This is a genomic window from Ralstonia sp. UBA689, from assembly GCF_002298975.1.
In the GTDB taxonomy this organism is placed as follows: domain Bacteria; phylum Pseudomonadota; class Gammaproteobacteria; order Burkholderiales; family Burkholderiaceae; genus Ralstonia.
Genome location: NZ_DBMV01000009.1, coordinates 104,836 through 121,768, shown reverse-complemented (window position 1 = coordinate 121,768; position 16,933 = coordinate 104,836). Strand labels below are relative to the sequence as shown.

14 protein-coding genes are annotated in these 16,933 nt (G+C 65.9%); all 14 read right to left on the bottom strand.

The window, feature by feature from the left end:
* Positions 1–6 precede the first annotated feature (6 nt).
* Positions 7–2,100, bottom strand: coding sequence for a glycine--tRNA ligase subunit beta (gene glyS / locus B4F51_RS04510; RefSeq protein ID WP_296223894.1), 2,094 nt, complete (start codon positions 2,098–2,100; stop codon positions 7–9).
* 70 nt (positions 2,101–2,170) lie between these two features.
* The gene (locus B4F51_RS04505) at positions 2,171–2,839 is read right to left on the bottom strand and encodes a hypothetical protein (protein ID WP_296223893.1); all 669 of its coding nucleotides are present in this window, start codon (positions 2,837–2,839) and stop codon (positions 2,171–2,173) included.
* The gene (gene glyQ / locus B4F51_RS04500) at positions 2,836–3,807 is read right to left on the bottom strand and encodes a glycine--tRNA ligase subunit alpha (protein WP_296223892.1); all 972 of its coding nucleotides are present in this window, start codon (positions 3,805–3,807) and stop codon (positions 2,836–2,838) included. Before glyQ ends, B4F51_RS04505 begins: the two co-directional genes overlap by 4 nt.
* Before the next feature lie 174 nt (positions 3,808–3,981).
* Positions 3,982–5,493, bottom strand: a complete 1,512-nt coding sequence (gene lnt, locus B4F51_RS04495) for an apolipoprotein N-acyltransferase (RefSeq protein WP_296223931.1) — start codon at positions 5,491–5,493, stop codon at positions 3,982–3,984.
* A 67-nt stretch (positions 5,494–5,560) separates the two neighbouring features.
* Positions 5,561–6,454 (bottom strand): HlyC/CorC family transporter, encoded by an 894-nt coding sequence (locus B4F51_RS04490; RefSeq protein WP_296223891.1) that lies wholly within the window; start codon positions 6,452–6,454, stop codon positions 5,561–5,563.
* 194 nt (positions 6,455–6,648) lie between these two features.
* On the bottom strand, positions 6,649–7,884 hold the full coding sequence (locus B4F51_RS04485; RefSeq protein WP_296223890.1) for a hypothetical protein: 1,236 nt from the start codon (positions 7,882–7,884) through the stop codon (positions 6,649–6,651).
* A 380-nt stretch (positions 7,885–8,264) separates the two neighbouring features.
* On the bottom strand, positions 8,265–9,059 hold the full coding sequence (gene ybeY, locus B4F51_RS04480; protein WP_296223889.1) for an rRNA maturation RNase YbeY: 795 nt from the start codon (positions 9,057–9,059) through the stop codon (positions 8,265–8,267).
* Positions 9,060–9,071: 12 nt separating this feature from the next.
* Positions 9,072–10,064, bottom strand: coding sequence for a PhoH family protein (locus B4F51_RS04475; RefSeq protein WP_296223888.1), 993 nt, complete (start codon positions 10,062–10,064; stop codon positions 9,072–9,074).
* Positions 10,065–10,091: 27 nt separating this feature from the next.
* Positions 10,092–11,459: a tRNA (N6-isopentenyl adenosine(37)-C2)-methylthiotransferase MiaB gene (gene miaB / locus B4F51_RS04470; RefSeq protein WP_296223887.1), complete on the bottom strand. Its 1,368-nt coding sequence runs from the start codon at positions 11,457–11,459 to the stop codon at positions 10,092–10,094.
* Between the two features lie 70 nt (positions 11,460–11,529).
* The gene (locus tag B4F51_RS04465; RefSeq protein ID WP_296223886.1) at positions 11,530–11,949 is read right to left on the bottom strand and encodes a hypothetical protein; all 420 of its coding nucleotides are present in this window, start codon (positions 11,947–11,949) and stop codon (positions 11,530–11,532) included.
* A gap of 91 nt (positions 11,950–12,040) precedes the next feature.
* A complete protein-coding gene (locus B4F51_RS04460) occupies positions 12,041–13,039 on the bottom strand; it encodes an NAD(P)/FAD-dependent oxidoreductase (RefSeq protein ID WP_296223885.1) in 999 nt (332 codons plus the stop codon).
* Positions 13,040–13,169: 130 nt separating this feature from the next.
* Positions 13,170–14,057 carry an OmpW/AlkL family protein gene (locus tag B4F51_RS04455; protein WP_296223884.1) on the bottom strand — a complete coding sequence of 296 codons (888 nt, stop codon included), beginning with the start codon at positions 14,055–14,057 and terminating at the stop codon, positions 13,170–13,172.
* Between the two features lie 198 nt (positions 14,058–14,255).
* Entirely contained in the window at positions 14,256–15,167 is a 912-nt protein-coding gene (locus tag B4F51_RS04450) for a DUF1571 domain-containing protein (protein WP_296223883.1), read from the bottom strand.
* 26 nt (positions 15,168–15,193) lie between these two features.
* Positions 15,194–16,933 (bottom strand): AMP-binding protein, encoded by a 1,740-nt coding sequence (locus B4F51_RS04445; RefSeq protein WP_296223882.1) that lies wholly within the window; start codon positions 16,931–16,933, stop codon positions 15,194–15,196.

The window sequence follows — 16,933 nt, the reverse complement described above, 5'->3', positions numbered from 1 at the left end:
TGCCAATCAAGCGGCCAGCTTGGAGATGTCCGCCACGCGGTTCATCAGGCCGTGCAGCTCGCCCAGCAGCGCGAGGCGGTTGTCGCGCAGCGCGGTGTCTTCGGCCATCACCATCACGCCGTCGAAGAAGCTGTCGACCGCTTCGCGCAGGCCGGCCAGCGTCTTGAGCGCGGTGGTGAAATCGCCGCGCGCAAAGGCGTCGTGCACGTGCGGCTCCGACGATGCAACGGCCTGATGCAGTGCGCGCTCGGCGTCCTCCTTGAGCAGTTGCGGCTGCACCGTGCCGATGGCGACGTCGGTCTTCTTCAGGATGTTGGTGATGCGCTTGTTGGCGGCGGCCAGCGCTTCGGCCTGCGGCAGGGCGGCGAAGGCGCGCACGGCTTCGAGGCGCGCGACGATGTCGTCCAGGCGCTGCGGGCGTTGGCTGACCACGGCTTCCACTTCGTTGGTGCTGTAGCCCTTGTCCTTCAGGTAGCCGCGCAGGCGGTCGTACAGGAAGTCGGTGATGGCGGCCAGGTCCGGTTTGACGGTGGCAATGCCATCGAAGCTGGCTGCGGCAATCTGCAGTGCATCGTCGATCGTGAGCGCGAGCGGTTTCTCAATCAGCATGCGCAGGATGCCCAGCGCGTGGCGGCGCAGCGCGAATGGGTCTTTCTCCCCCGTGGGTTGCAGGCCGATGCCCCAGATGCCGACCAGCGTTTCCAGCTTGTCGGCCAGCGCCACGACGGTGCCGGTGGCGGTGCTGGGCAGTGCGTCGCCGGCAAAGCGCGGCTGGTAGTGTTCAGAGCAGGCCAGTGCCACGTCGTCGGGCTCGCCATCGTGGCGAGCGTAGTACGTGCCCATCGTGCCCTGCAACTCGGGAAACTCGCCCACCATGTCGGTCAGCAGGTCGGCCTTGGCCAGCAGTGCGCCGCGCGAGGCGTGCGTCACATCCGCGCCAAGCTTCTCGGCCAATTGGCCAGCGATGGCTTGCAGCCGCGACACACGCTCAAGCTGCGTGCCGATCTTGTTGTGATAGACCACGCGCGAAAGCAGCGGTACGCGGTCGGCCAGCGGCTTCTTCTTGTCCTGCTCGAAGAAGAAGCGCGCGTCGGCCAGGCGCGGGCGCACCACGCGCTCGTTGCCTTCGATGATGGCCTCGGGCGTGCCGGTGGCGATGTTCGAGACGATCAGGAAGCGGTTGCGCAGATGGCCTTGCGCGTCGGTCAGCGCAAAGTACTTCTGGTTGGTCTGCATGGTCAGGATCAGGCACTCCTGCGGCACGGCGAGGAAGGCTTCCTCGAAATGGCAGGGGTAGATCACGGGCCATTCGACCAGCGCGTTCACTTCATCCAGCAGCGCTTCGGGCATGACCACGGTATCGGCGCCAGCTGTCTTGCGCAGCTCGGCGCGGATGGCTTCTCGGCGCTTGTCATAGCTGGCGATGACCTTGCCTTGCGCTTCCAGCGTGCTCGCGTACGAGGTGGCATCGGCGATGACGATCTCGCCAGCCGACAGGAAGCGGTGGCCCAGCGTGACGTTGCCCGACTGCAGACCCAGCACGCTCACGGGGATGATTTCGCTGCCGAACAGCGCAGTCAGCTTGTGTGCCGGGCGCACGAACTGAACGTTGTCTCCGTTCGGGCGCTGATACGTCATCACCTTCGGGATCGGCAGGTTGGTGACGGTCTGCGTGAGCGCTGTCTGCAGGCCATCGGCCAGCACGGCGCCGCGTGCGGTGTAGCGGTAGAAGAGCGACTCGGCCTTGCCGTCCGGCGCGCGTTCGAGCGATTCGGGAGCAATGGCTTCCACGCCCACCGACTTGGCCAGTGCGGCCAGCTTCTTGACCAGCGGTGCGGCCGGCTTGCCCTCGGCATCGAAGGCGATGCTCACGGGCAGCACCTTCTCGCGCAGTTCGCGGTCGGGCGCTGCGCGCCGCACGCCAGTGATCGACGCGGCCAGGCGGCGCGGCGTGGCAAAGCCTTCCACGCTGGCGCCCTCTTCAAGCAGGCCTTGCGACGACAGACCTTCAAACAGGCCTCGCGCAAACGCCTCGCCCAGGCGGGCCAGCGCCTTGGGCGGCAGTTCTTCGGTCAGCAGTTCGATCAGGAGGGTGGACATAGCGGTTGAATCGGTAACGTCGTTGTTCTGCGCCGCTCAGGTCTTCTTGCGTGCGGCGGTTACGGAATGGTTAGCAGGGCGATCCGGGCACGGGCTCCACGCCCGAGAGCAGCCATACGCCGTTCTGCTGCTGGAACTGCAACTGCGTGCCGGCGCACTGGCCAGGCGGAGGCGGTGGCGCGATCGGCGCCGGGTTGGTGCCGGGCAGGGCAGCATCGCGGCGCAGGAAACGGGCCGACAGCAGGCCGCGTCGCGCGTCGTAGCGCACTTCCTGCAGCGTGCCGGACACATTGAATTCCAGCCGGCTCGGCATCTGGGCCGACGAGCGGAACACGCGTGTACGGCGCTGCGCCTTTGCCCCAGAGCCTTGCCATTCGACCCAGCTGAGCGGGAAGCGCAGGGCGGTGGCGTACGTCCGCAGCGGCACGCGATGCCAGCCGAGATCCCGCGCGCCGGACAGGTCGCAGGCCATGGTGCGTACCAGGCTCGTCCATTGGTCGAGCGACGGCGGAGCCGGCGTCCACTGCGCGCCCAACGCCTGCTGCAGCGGCTTGGAATCGGCCACGCAGAGCTGCGCCAGATTGTCGGGCACGACGAAGATCTTCTCCGTCGATGTCGGCTTGGATGCACGATGCCGCGCCGCCTGTGCGATGCCCGCGGGCATCGCCAGCGAGGCGATCGATGCCGCCGTCAGCATGGCCAGCCCACGCCGTGCGGCTTGGACCCGTGTGGCCGTCATGCGGCCTCCGTGGCAGCGGCAGCCGTGCCGCACATCGGGAAGCCCAGGCGCTCGCGCGAGTCGTAGTAGGCCTGCGCGACCAGGCGCGACAGGTTGCGGATACGGCCGATGTAGGCCGCGCGCTCCGTCACCGAAATGGCGCCGCGCGCATCCAGCAGGTTGAACGTGTGGCCGGCCTTGAGCACTTGCTCATAGGCGGGCAGGGCGAGTCGCACGACCGGCGTGCCGTCATCCGCAGCGCCTTCTTCGCGCACGCCCATCAGGCGCTTGGCCTCGGCTTCGTGCTCGGCAAAGCGGCGGAACAGCACGGTGGTGTCGGCCTGCTCGAAGTTGTAAGTCGATTGTTCGACTTCGTTCTGGTGATAGACGTCGCCGTAGGTCAGGCGGCGCTTGACGGGGCCGTTGGGGCCGGGTTCTTCCCACTCGGTCCAGACCAGGTCGTAGATGCTCTCGACCTGCTGCAGGTACATCGCCAGACGCTCGATACCGTAGGTGATCTCACCGGTGACGGGCTTGCAGTCCAGGCCGCCGACCTGCTGGAAATACGTGAACTGCGTGACTTCCATGCCGTTGAGCCACACCTCCCAGCCCAGGCCCCAGGCGCCGAGCGTGGGGTTCTCCCAGTCGTCTTCCACAAAGCGGACGTCGTTCTGCTTCAGGTCCAGGCCCAGCGCTTCCAGCGAGCCGAGATACAGGTCGAGGATGTTCTCCGGCGCCGGCTTGAGCACCACCTGATACTGGTAATAGTGCTGCAGGCGGTTGGGGTTCTCGCCGTAGCGGCCGTCCTTGGGGCGGCGCGACGGTTGCACATAGGCGGCACGCCACGGCTCGGGACCGATCGCGCGCAGGAACGTGTGCACGTGCGAGGTGCCGGCGCCGACTTCGAGGTCGATCGGTTGCAGCAGGGCACAGCCCTGGGCGTCCCAGTACGACTGCAGCTTGAGAATGAGTTGCTGGAAGGTAAGCATGGTGGGTCCCGTTGGTCCGCAGCGGTGCCAAACGACTCAGGGCGCCGCGCGGCGGTGGAATGCAGCGGCGGGCACGCATGCGCATGGCAGCGTGCCCGCCGTAAAACATTGAATTTTAGCGTTTTTTGTCAGCCGCTCTGGAAAGTGGCTGAAAAGTCGCCAGGCAAGGATCGATCAGTTGGCTTGTGCCCGGCGGCGACGCACGAATGCGGCCAGCAGCACCAGCATGCCAACGCCCAGCGCCGGCGCGTTGCCCGCGCGCACGAACGGCGTCAGGCCCTGCGTGCCCTGTACCTCGGCGGCCAGCGTGCCGAGCGTGAAGACGGGCAGGCGTGCCTGCACGCTGCCGTCCGGGCGCACCACGGCAGTGGCGCCGGTATTGGTGGCGCGCAGCATCGGGCGGCCGGTTTCCAGCGCGCGCATGCGCGAGATCTGCAGGTGCTGGTCCAACGCGATCGTGTCGCCAAACCACGCCAGATTGGTCGTATTGGCGAGCATGGTGGCCGGCTGCTCCGCATAGCGCAGCGAGGCGGCAATCTCTTCGCCAAACAAGTCTTCGTAACAGATGTTGGGCGCAAGATACTGACCCGCAACGGGCATGGGTGGCTGCACGAGCTGGCCCCGCCGGAAGTCTCCCAGCGGCATGTTCATCATGTTGACGAACCAGTGGAAGCCGAAGGGGATGAACTCGCCGAAGGGCACCAAGTGGTGCTTGTTGTAGCGGTACACACCCTGGAACTGTGGCCCAACCCCGAACACGCTGTTGGTGTAGTCGACGCGCGAATCCTCGCTGGCAGCACCGAACAGCACGCTGGAGCCGGTGGTATCCACATACTTGCGAATGGCCAGCGCGATCTCTTGCGGCATGTCCTGGATCATGATCGGGAAGGCCGTTTCGGGCGTGATCACCAGTTGCGCGGGCTGCTCGGTCACCAGCTTGGTGTACAGCTCAAGCGAATGCTCGATGCCGGTCTGCTGGAATTTCACGTCCTGCGGCACGTTGCCCTGCAGAAGGCGCACGGAGATTGGCTTGCCCACGGGTTGCGTCCACGCGATGCCGTGAAGCGGCCAGCCGGCCACCAGCACAATGGCGCCCACGATGGCCGTCAGCCAGTGCAGGCGGCGCTCGGCGGCCACGCACAGCAGGCCGGCCAGCACGGCGGCGATCAGCACGATGCCGTACACGCCTACCAGCGGCGCGTAGCCGGCCAACGGGCCGTCGGTGTGTGCATAGCCGCCGTTGATCCAGGGAAATCCCGTCCACACCGTGCCGCGCAGCCATTCCGTGATCGCCCACGCCGCGCCGAATACCAGCGCCGATCCGCCCCCCGACCAACGACGGCGCCGCGTGAGCCACTGCCACGCCCACACCGCCAGTGCCGGATGCAATGCCAGATAGCCCGAGAACAGCAGCACCGCCAGCGCCGACATCCATGCCGGCATGTCGCCGTACACGTGCATGCTGATGTAGAGCCACCAGACGCCCGAGAGGAACCAGCCAAGCCCGAAGGTATAGCCGAGCCAGGCGGCATCCCTGAGGCGCGGCGCGCGCTGCACCAGCGCCGCGAGCCCTGTCAGCGACAGGATCTGCAGCCACCACCAGTGGTTGGGCGCGAACGACAGCGTATGCATGACGCCCAGTAGCGCCGCCAGCGGCATGGCGAAGCGAAGCCGCGCGAGCGGCACAACCTGGGTGTCCTGCCGGCGGGACGATGCGGCGGCAGGGGAGGAGAACTGAGCAGGCACGGAAGAATCAGGCGGGGTTGGAACCGGAGGAGGTGGCCGGGGCGCTGCCGCCAACTGGCGCGGCGAGACGGCGCACCAGCAGCACTTGCACCTGCCGTGCATCGCCGCGCAGCACATCGAACTGCAATGTGCCCAGAACGATCTTTTCGCCCCGGTGCGGCACACGGCCCAGGTGATTCGCCAGCAGCCCGCCGATGGTGTCGACGTCTTCGTCGGAGAAGTGCGTGCCGAAGGCTTCGTTGAACTGGCTGATCTCGGTCAGGCCGCGCACGCGCATGTGGCCGTCGGCGGTGGCCAGGATGTTGTCTTCTTCCTGGTCGAAGTCGTATTCGTCTTCGATGTCGCCGACGATCTGCTCCAGCACGTCTTCGATGGTGATGAGGCCGGCGACGCCGCCGTATTCATCGACGACGATGGCGATGTGGTTGCGGTTGACGCGGAAGTCGCGCAACAGCACGTTCAGTCGTTTGGATTCGGGGATGAACACGGCCGGGCGCAGCATGTCGCGCACGTCGAAGTCTTCATCGGTATAGAAGCGCAGCAGATCCTTGGCGAGCAGGATGCCGATGATGTTGTCGCGGCTGCCTTCGTAGACGGGGAAGCGCGAATGCGCGGCTTCCTGCACGAAGGGGATGAATTCTGACGGCGCGTCGGCGATGTTGAGCGCGTCCATCTGCGCGCGCGGGATCATGATGTCGCGTGCGCACAGGTCCGAGACCTGGAAGACGCCTTCGATCATCGACAGGGAGTCGGCGTCGATCAGGCTGCGCGCGTGCGCGTCTTGGAGAATTTCGAGCAGCTCGGCCCGCGATTCGGGCTCGGGCGAGATGAGGTCGGTCAGGCGTTCCAGCAGCGAGCGGGGTTTGTCGGCTGGCTTCGGACTGGGATACGGATCATTCATGGCGCGGTCGCGCGTCGTTAAACACCGGCCCAGCATACACCAAAAGGTCAGCCGCCCCGATGACGCGGCGATAGGGTGGTGGCCGCCCTCCAGTGGGGTGTGAGGTGGGTAGCGGGCCTCCTGAAGTGCGTTCTATTTCACCTCAAGAGGCCGGCCCGGGTGGCCCGGCGCGCGCTCTGCCGAGGGGGAAGCGGTCAGTCGCTGCCGTCCTTGCCACCGTCGTGGTGACCGTCGTCACCGGTTTTCCCGCCGCCCTCGTCGGTTCCCTTGCCCTGGTGGCCGTCGCCACCATGCTCGTCGTCACCGTTGCTGCCGCTGTCCTGGCCTTGGTGATTGCCCTTGTCTTTCTGATTGCCGTTGTCGTGGCCGGCATGGTTGTGGTCGTCACTATCGCCGTGGTGGTTGCCATGGTGTCCGTGATTGCCGGAATCGCCACCATGGCTGTCGTCACCGCCACCGCGGTCGTGATCGCCGCCGTGTTCATGATTTCCACCACCGTTGCCACCGCCGTGGTCATGATCGCCACCGTGGTTTCCGTCGCCACCATGGTCATGCTCGCCGCCGCCTTGGTCGCCACCGTGATCGTGGTCTCCGCCGTGGCTGCCATGATGACCGTGGTCGTGCCCATGGTGGTGCCCACCGCCAGGTGCCGGCGTCGGGGTTGGGGTTGGGGTTGGTGTCGGCGTCGGCGTCGGCGTCGGCGTTGGCGTTGGAGTTGGAGTTGGAGTTGGAGTTGGAGTTGGAGTTGGAGTTGGAGTTGGCGTCGGGCTCGGGCTCGGGCTCGGGCTCGGGCTCGGACTCGGACTCGGACTCGGCGTCGCGCCGGGAGCCGGGCTGGGCGTTGGGCTAGGGCTAGGGCTAGGGCTAGGCGACTTGCCGGGTGCCGGTGCGGGGGCTGGCGTGTTGTTGTTCGTTGGGGGTGGCGGCGTCACGTTGTTGGCCACCGGAGCCGGCGCGGGTGTCACGACGGGATCCTGCGAGTTGCCGTGATACCGGCCCAGCGTGCTTGCACCGGCATAGGCCGTCCAGCGTCCGGCGATCTCCATGTCCACGCCGCCGAGCCAGTGGTCGCCGGTGACGCCAGCGCCCACGAGGGCCTTGCTGCTCGCGAAATCGTAGCCGCCGCCGATGAGCGCCTGCACGCTGGTGCTGCCGACCACCGCCTGCACACGCGGCCGGACGGTGCCCTGCGCGATCATCAGGTTCACTTCCGCGCCGACGACGCTGTTGCTGCCTGAAACATTGACAGTGCGGCAGCCGACCACCGCGCCCGGATGCCACGCGCCGTCGAACACGACAACGATGCCCGCGTAGCACGATTGCCGATGATCGGCGTGGGCAATCTTGGGCGTGACCGCAAGCGCGGTACCGACACCCACGCCGACGAGCAGCGTGGTCCATGGAATGCTGTCCATGAAACGTTGACGCATGATGACCTCCCCGCGGGGCCGTGCCGTCTGTGCGCGGGTTGGCCCGTGACGCCTGTTAGCGGCGACGTTCATTGAGCGCGCTCGAGTGGCGGCTTATGTCTCGAGGATAGAAATCGCCACGGCAAAGCCCATGCGCCGTATGGAGAGCGGGGTGGGTGCCGGATGGCTGACGGCCGATGCGGGGCGCATGGGCGGTTCGACCGGCGCGGCCATGCGCCGAATGGCGGAGGGATCCTGCAAACCCTTATGATTATTGGGTTTGCGGAATATCGGGTTGATTCAGGCGTGAAGCACTGCGTCGGTCGATGCAGTGCGCGCCAAGAAAAACGCCGGCACGAGGCCGGCGCTTAAGGCTGAGTCAGGCTTGATGCGGGTCGGCTTCAGCGGCTCGCGTACGGATCGGCAAAGCCGAGTTCGCCGAGGATCTCGGTCTCGATGCCTTCCATCTCTTCAGCCTCAGCCGCGTCTTCGTGGTCATAGCCCTGGGCGTGCAGCGCGCCGTGCACGATCAGGTGCGCGTAGTGCGCCTGCAGCGGCTTGCCTTGTTCCTTGGCTTCCTTCTCGACCACCGGGCAGCACAGCACAATGTCGGCCGAGACCGGGTCTTCCTCGGTCTCCGCGTAAGAGAAGGTCAGCACGTTGGTGGCGTAGTCCTTGCCGCGGTATGTGCGGTTGAGCGTGCGGCCTTCTTCTTCGCCGACAAAGCGCACGTTGAGCTGAGCATCGGCAAACAGCGCCGGCGCGATCCACGCTTCAATGTCTTTCTGTTTCGGCAGCGCCTTGCGGGCGGCGGCCTTGATCTCGTCGCCGTGCTGCACGGTCAGGTCGAGTGTGAGCATCTCGGCGCCGGCCATTTCATCGTCCACGCTGGCTTCGGCGGCTTCTGCTGGCTCGGCTTCAACGGTCTCGATGCGCAGCGTGATGCTGTCGTGGTGCTCGGGACGCAGCGCGAGCATGGCATGCGTGTTCGCATCGGAATGTTCGGCCACCAGCGTGATGGCGCCGTCCGCCGTATCCGGCAGGCTCACGATCAGGCTGCGGCCGTCCGGAAAGGCGATGCGCAGGGCGCTGGCGTCTACCGTCTTCGGCTTGCCCTTGGCGTCGAACACGTCGACGCGTGGGCCATGAGCGGCGGGAGCAGTGGTTTGGGTTTTCTTGGTCTTGGCTTTAGCCACGGTCAGGCGTCCTTAAGCGTCTTTATGCTGGGCATGGAATTCGTCATAGGCCTCGACGATGCGCGCCACCAGCGGGTGCCGCACCACGTCGACGCTGGTAAAGCGCGTCATCGCCACGCCGCGCACGTCGCGCAGCACGTGCTGTGCTTCGATCAGGCCGCTCTTCTGGCCGCGCGGCAGGTCGATCTGCGTGGTGTCGCCGGTAATCACCGCCTTGGAGCCGAAGCCGATCCGCGTGAGGAACATCTTCATCTGTTCCGGCGTGGTGTTCTGCGCTTCGTCCAGGATGATGAAGGCGTGATTGAGCGTGCGTCCGCGCATGTACGCCAGCGGCGCGATCTCGATCATCTGGCGCTCGAACATCTTCTGCGTCTTGTCGAAGCCGAGCAGGTCGTACAGCGCGTCGTACAGCGGGCGCAGGTACGGGTCCACCTTCTGCGCAAGGTCGCCCGGCAGGAAGCCCAGGCGCTCGCCGGCTTCCACCGCTGGGCGCGTCAGCACGATGCGCTTGATGGCGTCGCGCTCGAGCGCATCCACGGCGCAGGCCACGGCCAAGTAGGTCTTGCCCGTACCCGCCGGGCCGATGCCGAACGACAGGTCGTGCGAGAGGATGTTGCGCAGATACTCGCGCTGCATCGGCGTGCGGCCGTGCAGGTCGGTGCGGCGCGTATGCAGCACCGGCGACAGATCGTTGCCATCGGGTGTATCGAGGCCCGATTCAGGCAGGTAGGCCCCATGTGCGGCAACCTGGCGGGTCTCGACCAGGCCGAGCTGGATGTCGTCGACCGACAGCGGCTCGCGTGCGGTGTTGTAGAACGTCTCCAGCGCATTGGCCGCGCCTTGTGCGTTGGCACCGCGCACGGTGAACTTGCTGCCGCGCCGGCTGATGGTCACGTCCAGTGCCTGTTCGATCTGCCGCAGGTTCTCATCCAGCGGCCCGCACAGGTTCTGCAGGCGCGCGTTGTCGTTCTTGGGCGCGACGAATTCAGCGGTGGTGGGTTTCATCACAGGGTGTGTATCGGGCGTATCGAATTAGTGGGCCGTGTTGTCGGCATCGACGACCACCTCGCCGCGCAGCGAGTGCGGGTACGCATGCACGATGCGCACGTCCAGCATCTGCCCGACCAGTTGGTCGCGGCGCGCCTGCGGCAGGTCGGGCAGGGCGAAGTTGACCACGCGGTTGTTCTCGGTGCGGCCGTGCAGCTCCGTCGGATCCTTACGTGACGGGCCTTCGACCAGGATGCGTTGCACGCTGCCGACCATGCCTTCGCTGATGCGCACCATGTTGGCATCGATGGTCGACTGCAGCAGCTTCAGGCGCTCCAGCTTGACGGCGTGCGGCGTGTCGTCGTGCAGGTTGGCGGCTGGCGTGCCGGGACGCGGGCTGTAGATGAAGCTGAACGAGTTGTCGTAGCCGATCTCGTGGATCAGGTCCATCGTCTTGGCGAAGTCCGCATCGGTCTCGCCCGGGAAGCCGACGATGAAGTCGGTGGCGACCGAGATGTTCGGCCGGATCGCGCGCAGCTTGCGGATGATGCTCTTGTATTCGAGCACCGTGTAGCCGCGCTTCATCGCCATCAGGATGCGGTCTGAGCCGTGCTGCACAGGCAGGTGCAGATGGTCGACCAGCTTGCGATTGGTGGCGTATGCCTCTATCAGGCGCGAGGTGAATTCCTTCGGGTGGCTGGTCGTGTAGCGGATGCGCTCGATGCCCGGAATCTCGGCCACGTATTCGAGCAGCAGGGCGAAGTCCGCGCGCTCGCTGGTGTCACCCATCTTGCCGATGTAGGCGTTGACGTTCTGACCCAGCAGCGTGACTTCGCGCACGCCCTGTTCGGCCAGGCCGGCCACTTCGGCCAGCACATCGTCAAACGGGCGCGAGACTTCTTCACCGCGCGTGTAGGGCACCACGCAATAGCTGCAGTACTTCGAGCAGCCTTCCATGATCGACACGAACGCGGTCGCGCCTTCCACGCGTGCGGGCGGTAGATGGTCGAACTTCTCGATCTCGGGGAAGGACACGTCAACCTGCGAGCGGCCCGTGCGGCGCCGCGCCGCGATCAGCTCAGGCAGGCGGTGCAACGTCTGCGGGCCGAACACCACGTCCACATAGGGCGCGCGCGCCACGATGGAGGCGCCTTCCTGGCTGGCCACGCAGCCACCCACGCCAACGACGAGGTCCGGTTTGAGCGCCTTCAGTGCTTTCACGCGGCCAAGCTCGGAGAACACTTTCTCCTGCGCTTTTTCGCGCACGGAGCATGTGTTGAAGAGGATCACGTCCGCATCTTCGGGCGTGTCGGTGGGGACGAGACCTTCAGCCGCGTTGAGCACGTCGGACATCTTGTCCGAGTCGTACTCGTTCATCTGGCAGCCGTAGGTTTTGATGAAGACTTTTTTCATGTGCCGTTCACAGTGGTTGACCTGGGGGCACGTGTTTCGCGGGGCTTTCTGGCGACTTGAGCGACTGGGGCTACTGGGACTGCGATTGCGCCTGGGACTGGGCGGCGACCGCGGCCTTGTAGTCGTCGTCGCTGACAACCCACGCTGTCAGCAACTGCTGGTACAGGTCGAGCTGATAGCGCACCTTGAACGTCTGACCGACGACCGAGCCGGTCGGTATCAGGCGCCCGTCCAACGACAGGATCCGCACGCCCGGGGCGAAGCGGATATCCGCCTTGCTGGTCCCGAAGCCGAACAGCAGGATGCTGACCAGGCCAGTGCTGCCGGTGCTCAGCGTGCCGGTGTTGACCGAATTGACGGTCAACTGGGCAGCCGGGGCCGTCGCCGGAATGTTGCGCAGGACCTGCGCATGGGCGGACAGCAGCGGCGCCGATGCAACCGCAGCAGCGGCGGCAAAGGCTAGGGAGAGGACTTGGCGTCGGGTGCGCATGGCGTCGTCAGGGGATAAGCCATCACCGGGTGAGCGACCCGGCACACGAAACACGAGACAACCCGGTATTGTAGCGTTCCGGGCCGAACTCTTATAGCGCTTCGGCGATCTTTGCGGCCAGTGCCACACCGCTCAGGAAGGCGGCTTCCACGCGCGGGCCTTCGCACCAGTCGCCGCAGGCGCCCAGGCGGGCGGCGGCGTCCCAATGGCAGGGCGTGCCCGCCGAGTGTTCCACCAATGCGTGTGGCCAAAGATGAGCGGCCATCACATCGGGCTCGGGTGTGCCCGGGAACGCCTCGGCGAAGCGGGCATGCATGGCGTGCAGCACTTGTTCGGGCGTGTCCTTGGCGTGCGCGGCCGACCAGTCCGGCGATGCATGCACGACCCACGATTCATCGACCATCACCCGGCCCGGCTTGGTGTTGTCGCGTGCGGCCCAGGCGAGCATGTCGTCGTCGATGCGGATGCCGTCGTAGGGCAGGTCCAGCGGCTGCGCAAAGCCCATCATCAGCGCCCAGCAGGGCGCGTAACGCACCGGCGCGATGGCCGCCTGCAGCGAGGCGGGTGCCACGCCGCTGAACAGCGCCGGCAACTCCGGCGCGGGCAGGGCCAGCACGAGCACGTCGGCGTGCGCCACGTCGGCGCGGTCGCGCTCGATGGTCCAGTGCTTGCCCTCATGCACCACGCGCGTGACGGCGTGGCCGAAACGTACGTCCAGCGGCGCGGCCAGGCTGCGCACCAGTGCCCCCATGCCGGGCAGGCCGACGTAACGGGTTTCGTCGCGTGTATCGGGCTGCAAGGCGCCGGCCACGCGGTGGCCCCAGCGAGCGGGCCACGGCAGCACCGAGCCCTGCCGGCGGGCTGCGTCCACCGCGCGGCGGAAGGCCTCGCTGCGCACGTTGAACGACTGCGCGCCATGGTCGAACACATACGCCGGAGCGCCCTCGGGCAGGACAGTGGTGGCCAGCCGGCCGCCGACGCCGCCCGCGCGTTCATAGACAGTGGTGGCGATGCCCTCCGCGGCGAGCGCATTGGCACAGGCAACACCGGCAATGCCGGCTCCGACGATGGCGATGGAAGGCTGGGTCATGGATGACGAGACAGGATGGCGAAATCGGAATCGAGTGGGAATCGGTCGCAAAACCCCGTCATCATATCGGGTCACGCTGCAATGAAAAACGCCACCCAGAGGTGGCGTTCTTGCGCGGGACCGGCTTGGCTCAGAATTTGTAACCCACGTTCAGGCCGAACACGATCGGGTCGACCTTGATGTCGGTCTTGTTGACCGCCAGCACCTGGCCCTGCTGGCTGCGGATGGTGATGGTCGAGGTGGTCTTCAGCGGCAGGTACGACACCGTGCCGGTGACAAACAGGTTCTTGGCAAACTCGTACGACGCGCCCACGCTGGCGACCGGCGTCCACGAGCTCGACGTTTCCGCCGATACCTTGGCCGGGCCGGTCGGCACCTGGCCCATGCCCAACTGCAGCACCTGGCCCAGGTTCTGCATCGCGTTCACGAAGTTCGAGTTCAGGCGCAGGTTGGTGAAGAAGTTGTAGCTGACACCCACGCCAACGAACGGACGCAGCTTGTTCTGCGGCGTGCCGAAGTGGTACTCGGCCTGGATGGCCGGGCTCCATTCACGCACCGAGGCGATCGGGTTGTTCTGCGGCAGGCCCAGGTTGATCAGCGTGAGCGGGCCGATGACCGGCACCGGCGCGATCACGTTGCCGCTACCGTACAGGTTGAACTTGGGCGGCACACCGCCAACGAATGTGCCGGCCCAGTTGTCGTCGAAGAAGTGCGTGAACGTGACCGACAGCGTATTGGCGTTGCTGACCTTCACGTCGGTGCCCGGCGACTGGTATGTGCCCAGGCCCAGCGCGCTGGTGGTGGTGGTCAGCGGCGAGGCCGAGTCCATCGGGCGGATGTAGAACCAGCCCACCGCCATGACATTGCGGCCCCAGACGTAGTTGTCCATGAAGCTGCTGAAACCGCCACCACCGGTGGAGCCGGTATCGGAAGTCGATTGTGCGTGCGAAAGCGGGGCTGCAAGGGTGCAGGCAGCGCAGGCGAGTGCTGCGGCAAAGCGGCGGGTGGAGCGGTTCATGTGGTTGTCTCTCTGGATGTGATAGTTATTTCGCCGAGGTGTGGCGATTTGTTTCCGCAGCATAACGCAGCGTTTTCGCTGCGCTCACCGAAGCTTTCCTCTAGCTGGTACGCACACAACAGGGGTTTCCCCTAGTCCTGTTTGATACCGTCCGCCAGGCGGCGGAGCCTTGGTGCACAACGGTCTGCGGGTGGGGCTTCAAAACTTGTATTCCGGGTTCTTGGGGTTGAAGGTCTGGTCGTTCCACGTTTTGCGCGTGACGCTTTCGATGACGATTTTCTCGAGCTGATTGCCCGACGCATCCCACGATTCCTCAACGCGCACCCAGGGGTTCTTGAGGTCGAAATACAGGCGCACGCGCTTGGCGTAGAACGCGGGCGGGCCGCTGGGCGTATCCCACGTCAGGCGCAGCATGCGTTCGCCGTCTTCGGTCACGATCTTGGCCTCGCTGAACTTGCCGCTGCCACCGGCCGCCGCGTGGGCGCGCCCGTCGCGCGCGAGCGTATCGACGATGAACTGCAGCCCCAACTCGCGCGCCGTATGGTTCGACTGCGATTTGGCCAGCGCCCCGTCCAGCGCGCTCCAGATCGATACGAAGCCGATGATGCCGCCCAGGTGGCCATACATCTCATCCTTGCGCACGGTCTCGTCATAGATGATTTCCTGGCCGGCATGCGCGCCGCCCTTGAGCCAGCGCGCATAGACCTGGCGCGGTGCATGGCGGTAGCGGATCTCCATGCGGGCAGGCTGGGTCTGCCACTGGTCTTTCACGCGCTCCTGGCGGCGCATGCGGTATTCGTATTCGGGCAGTTTGGCGACGCCCTCCTGCAGCCAGCGCACGAGCGTTTCGGGCTTCATCGCCTGGGCCATGGCGAGGATGTCGTCGTCGGACCATCCGCCGAACGCGTTGGCGCGCACCTGGCTGTCGAGCCAGGCGGTCTGCCGGGCAATATCCATGGCGGCAAAGCCCGTGATGGCGGCGGACTGCGATGCCGGTGCAGTGGTTGGCGTGCTCGCTGCGGCTGCTGGCGCAGAGGTGTCGGGGGTCTGGGCCCAGCCGGCGGCGCTCCAGGCAAGCACCGTCGCGAGGGCAAGGGTTCGCAGTTGCATACGGATCTCCTGTGCGGTTGTGGTCGCTACTGCTGCGCCTGGGCGCGGGCGCGCTGGATGTCGGGATCGGCGTCGCGCAGTTCGCGGCGCAGGATCTTTCCCACGGTGGATTTGGGCAGCTCTTCGTGGCGGAACTCGACGATGCGCGGCATCTTGTAGCCGGTCAGGTGGGCCCGGCAATGTTCGAGCAGTGCCGCCTCGGTCAGCGCGCCGGTGCGCGGCACCACGATGATCTTCACGCGTTCGCCTGCCACCGGGTCAGGCACGCCAATGGCCGCCACCTCCAGCACCTCGGGGTGCAGCGCGACCACGTCTTCGATCTCGTTGGGGTACACGTTGAAGCCCGAGACGAGAACCATGTCCTTCTTGCGGTCGATCAGGCGGATGTAGCCGTTGGCGTCCATCACGCCAATGTCGCCGGTGGAGAACCAGCCGTCGGTGTCGATGGCGCGGGCGGTGTCTTCCGGGCGCTGCCAGTAGCCGCGCATCACCTGGGGCCCGCGCACCTGCAGCTCGCCCGGCTCGCCCAGCGGGGCAACGCTGCCGTCGTCGCGCTTGAAACGCACCTCGGTGGACGGTGCCGGCAGCCCGATCGTGCCGGTGAACTCCGTGATCTGCGGCGGGTTCATCGACACCACGGGCGAGCATTCCGTCAGCCCATAGCCCTCGACAATGGTGTGGCCCGTCACCTGTTGCCAGCGCTGCGCGATCGCGCGCTGCACGGCCATGCCACCGCCAATGGTGATCTTCATGGCCGAGAAGTCGCGCTTGGCGAACTCGGGGTCTTCCAGCAGCGAATGGAACAGCGTGTTGACGCCGGCAATGCCCGAGAAGCGCTCGTTGCGCAAAATGAACAGCACCCGCTTGGTATCGCGCGGATTGGCGATCAGGATGTTGCGCCCGCCCATGGTCATGAACATCAGCAGGTTCACCGTGAGCGAGAAGATGTGATACAGCGGCAGCAGTGTGACGTTGGTCTCCGCTTCATCCGAGAGCATGCCCTTGGACCAGACCTCTGCCTGCAGCAGGTTGGCGATGATGTTGCGGTGGGTGAGCATCGCGCCCTTGGCCACGCCCGTGGTGCCACCGGTGTATTGCAGGAAGGCAATGTCTTCCGGCGCCAGCGACACCTGCTGCGGCGCACGGGCACGTCCCGTGGCCAAAGCGTCGCGCAGCCAGACAGGAGCGGGCAGCTTGTACGGCGGCACCTGCTTTTGCACGTGGCGCATCACGAAGTTCAGCGCGCGGCCCTTGAGGTTGACGGTGCCGCCCATCAGATCGCCGATGCCGGTGAGTACGATGTTGCGCACCTGGGTGCCCGGCAGCGCCTGCTCCAGGGTGCGCGCGAAGTTCTCCAGCACCACGATGGTCTGGGCACCCGAATCGCGTAGCTGGTGCGCCAGCTCCGGCACCGTGTACAGCGGGTTGACGTTGACGACGATGGCGCCGGCCAGCAGCGTGCCAAACAGGCACACCGGGTACTGCAGGCTGTTGGGCAGCATGATCGCCACACGGTCGCCTTTCTTCACGCCCCGCGATTGCAGCCATGCCGCGAAGTGCTTGGCCTTTGCCTCGCATTCGGCATAGGTCATTTCGGTGCCGACGCTCACATAGGCGACGCGGTTGCGGTACTTCTCTACCGATTCGCGAAACACCTCGGCCAGCGAGTGGTAGCGGTCGGGGTCGATTTCGGCGGGCACGCCTTCGGGATACGACTTCAACCAGATGCGGTCGGCGAGGCTGTTGAGGTCGGCAACGGTGTTCAT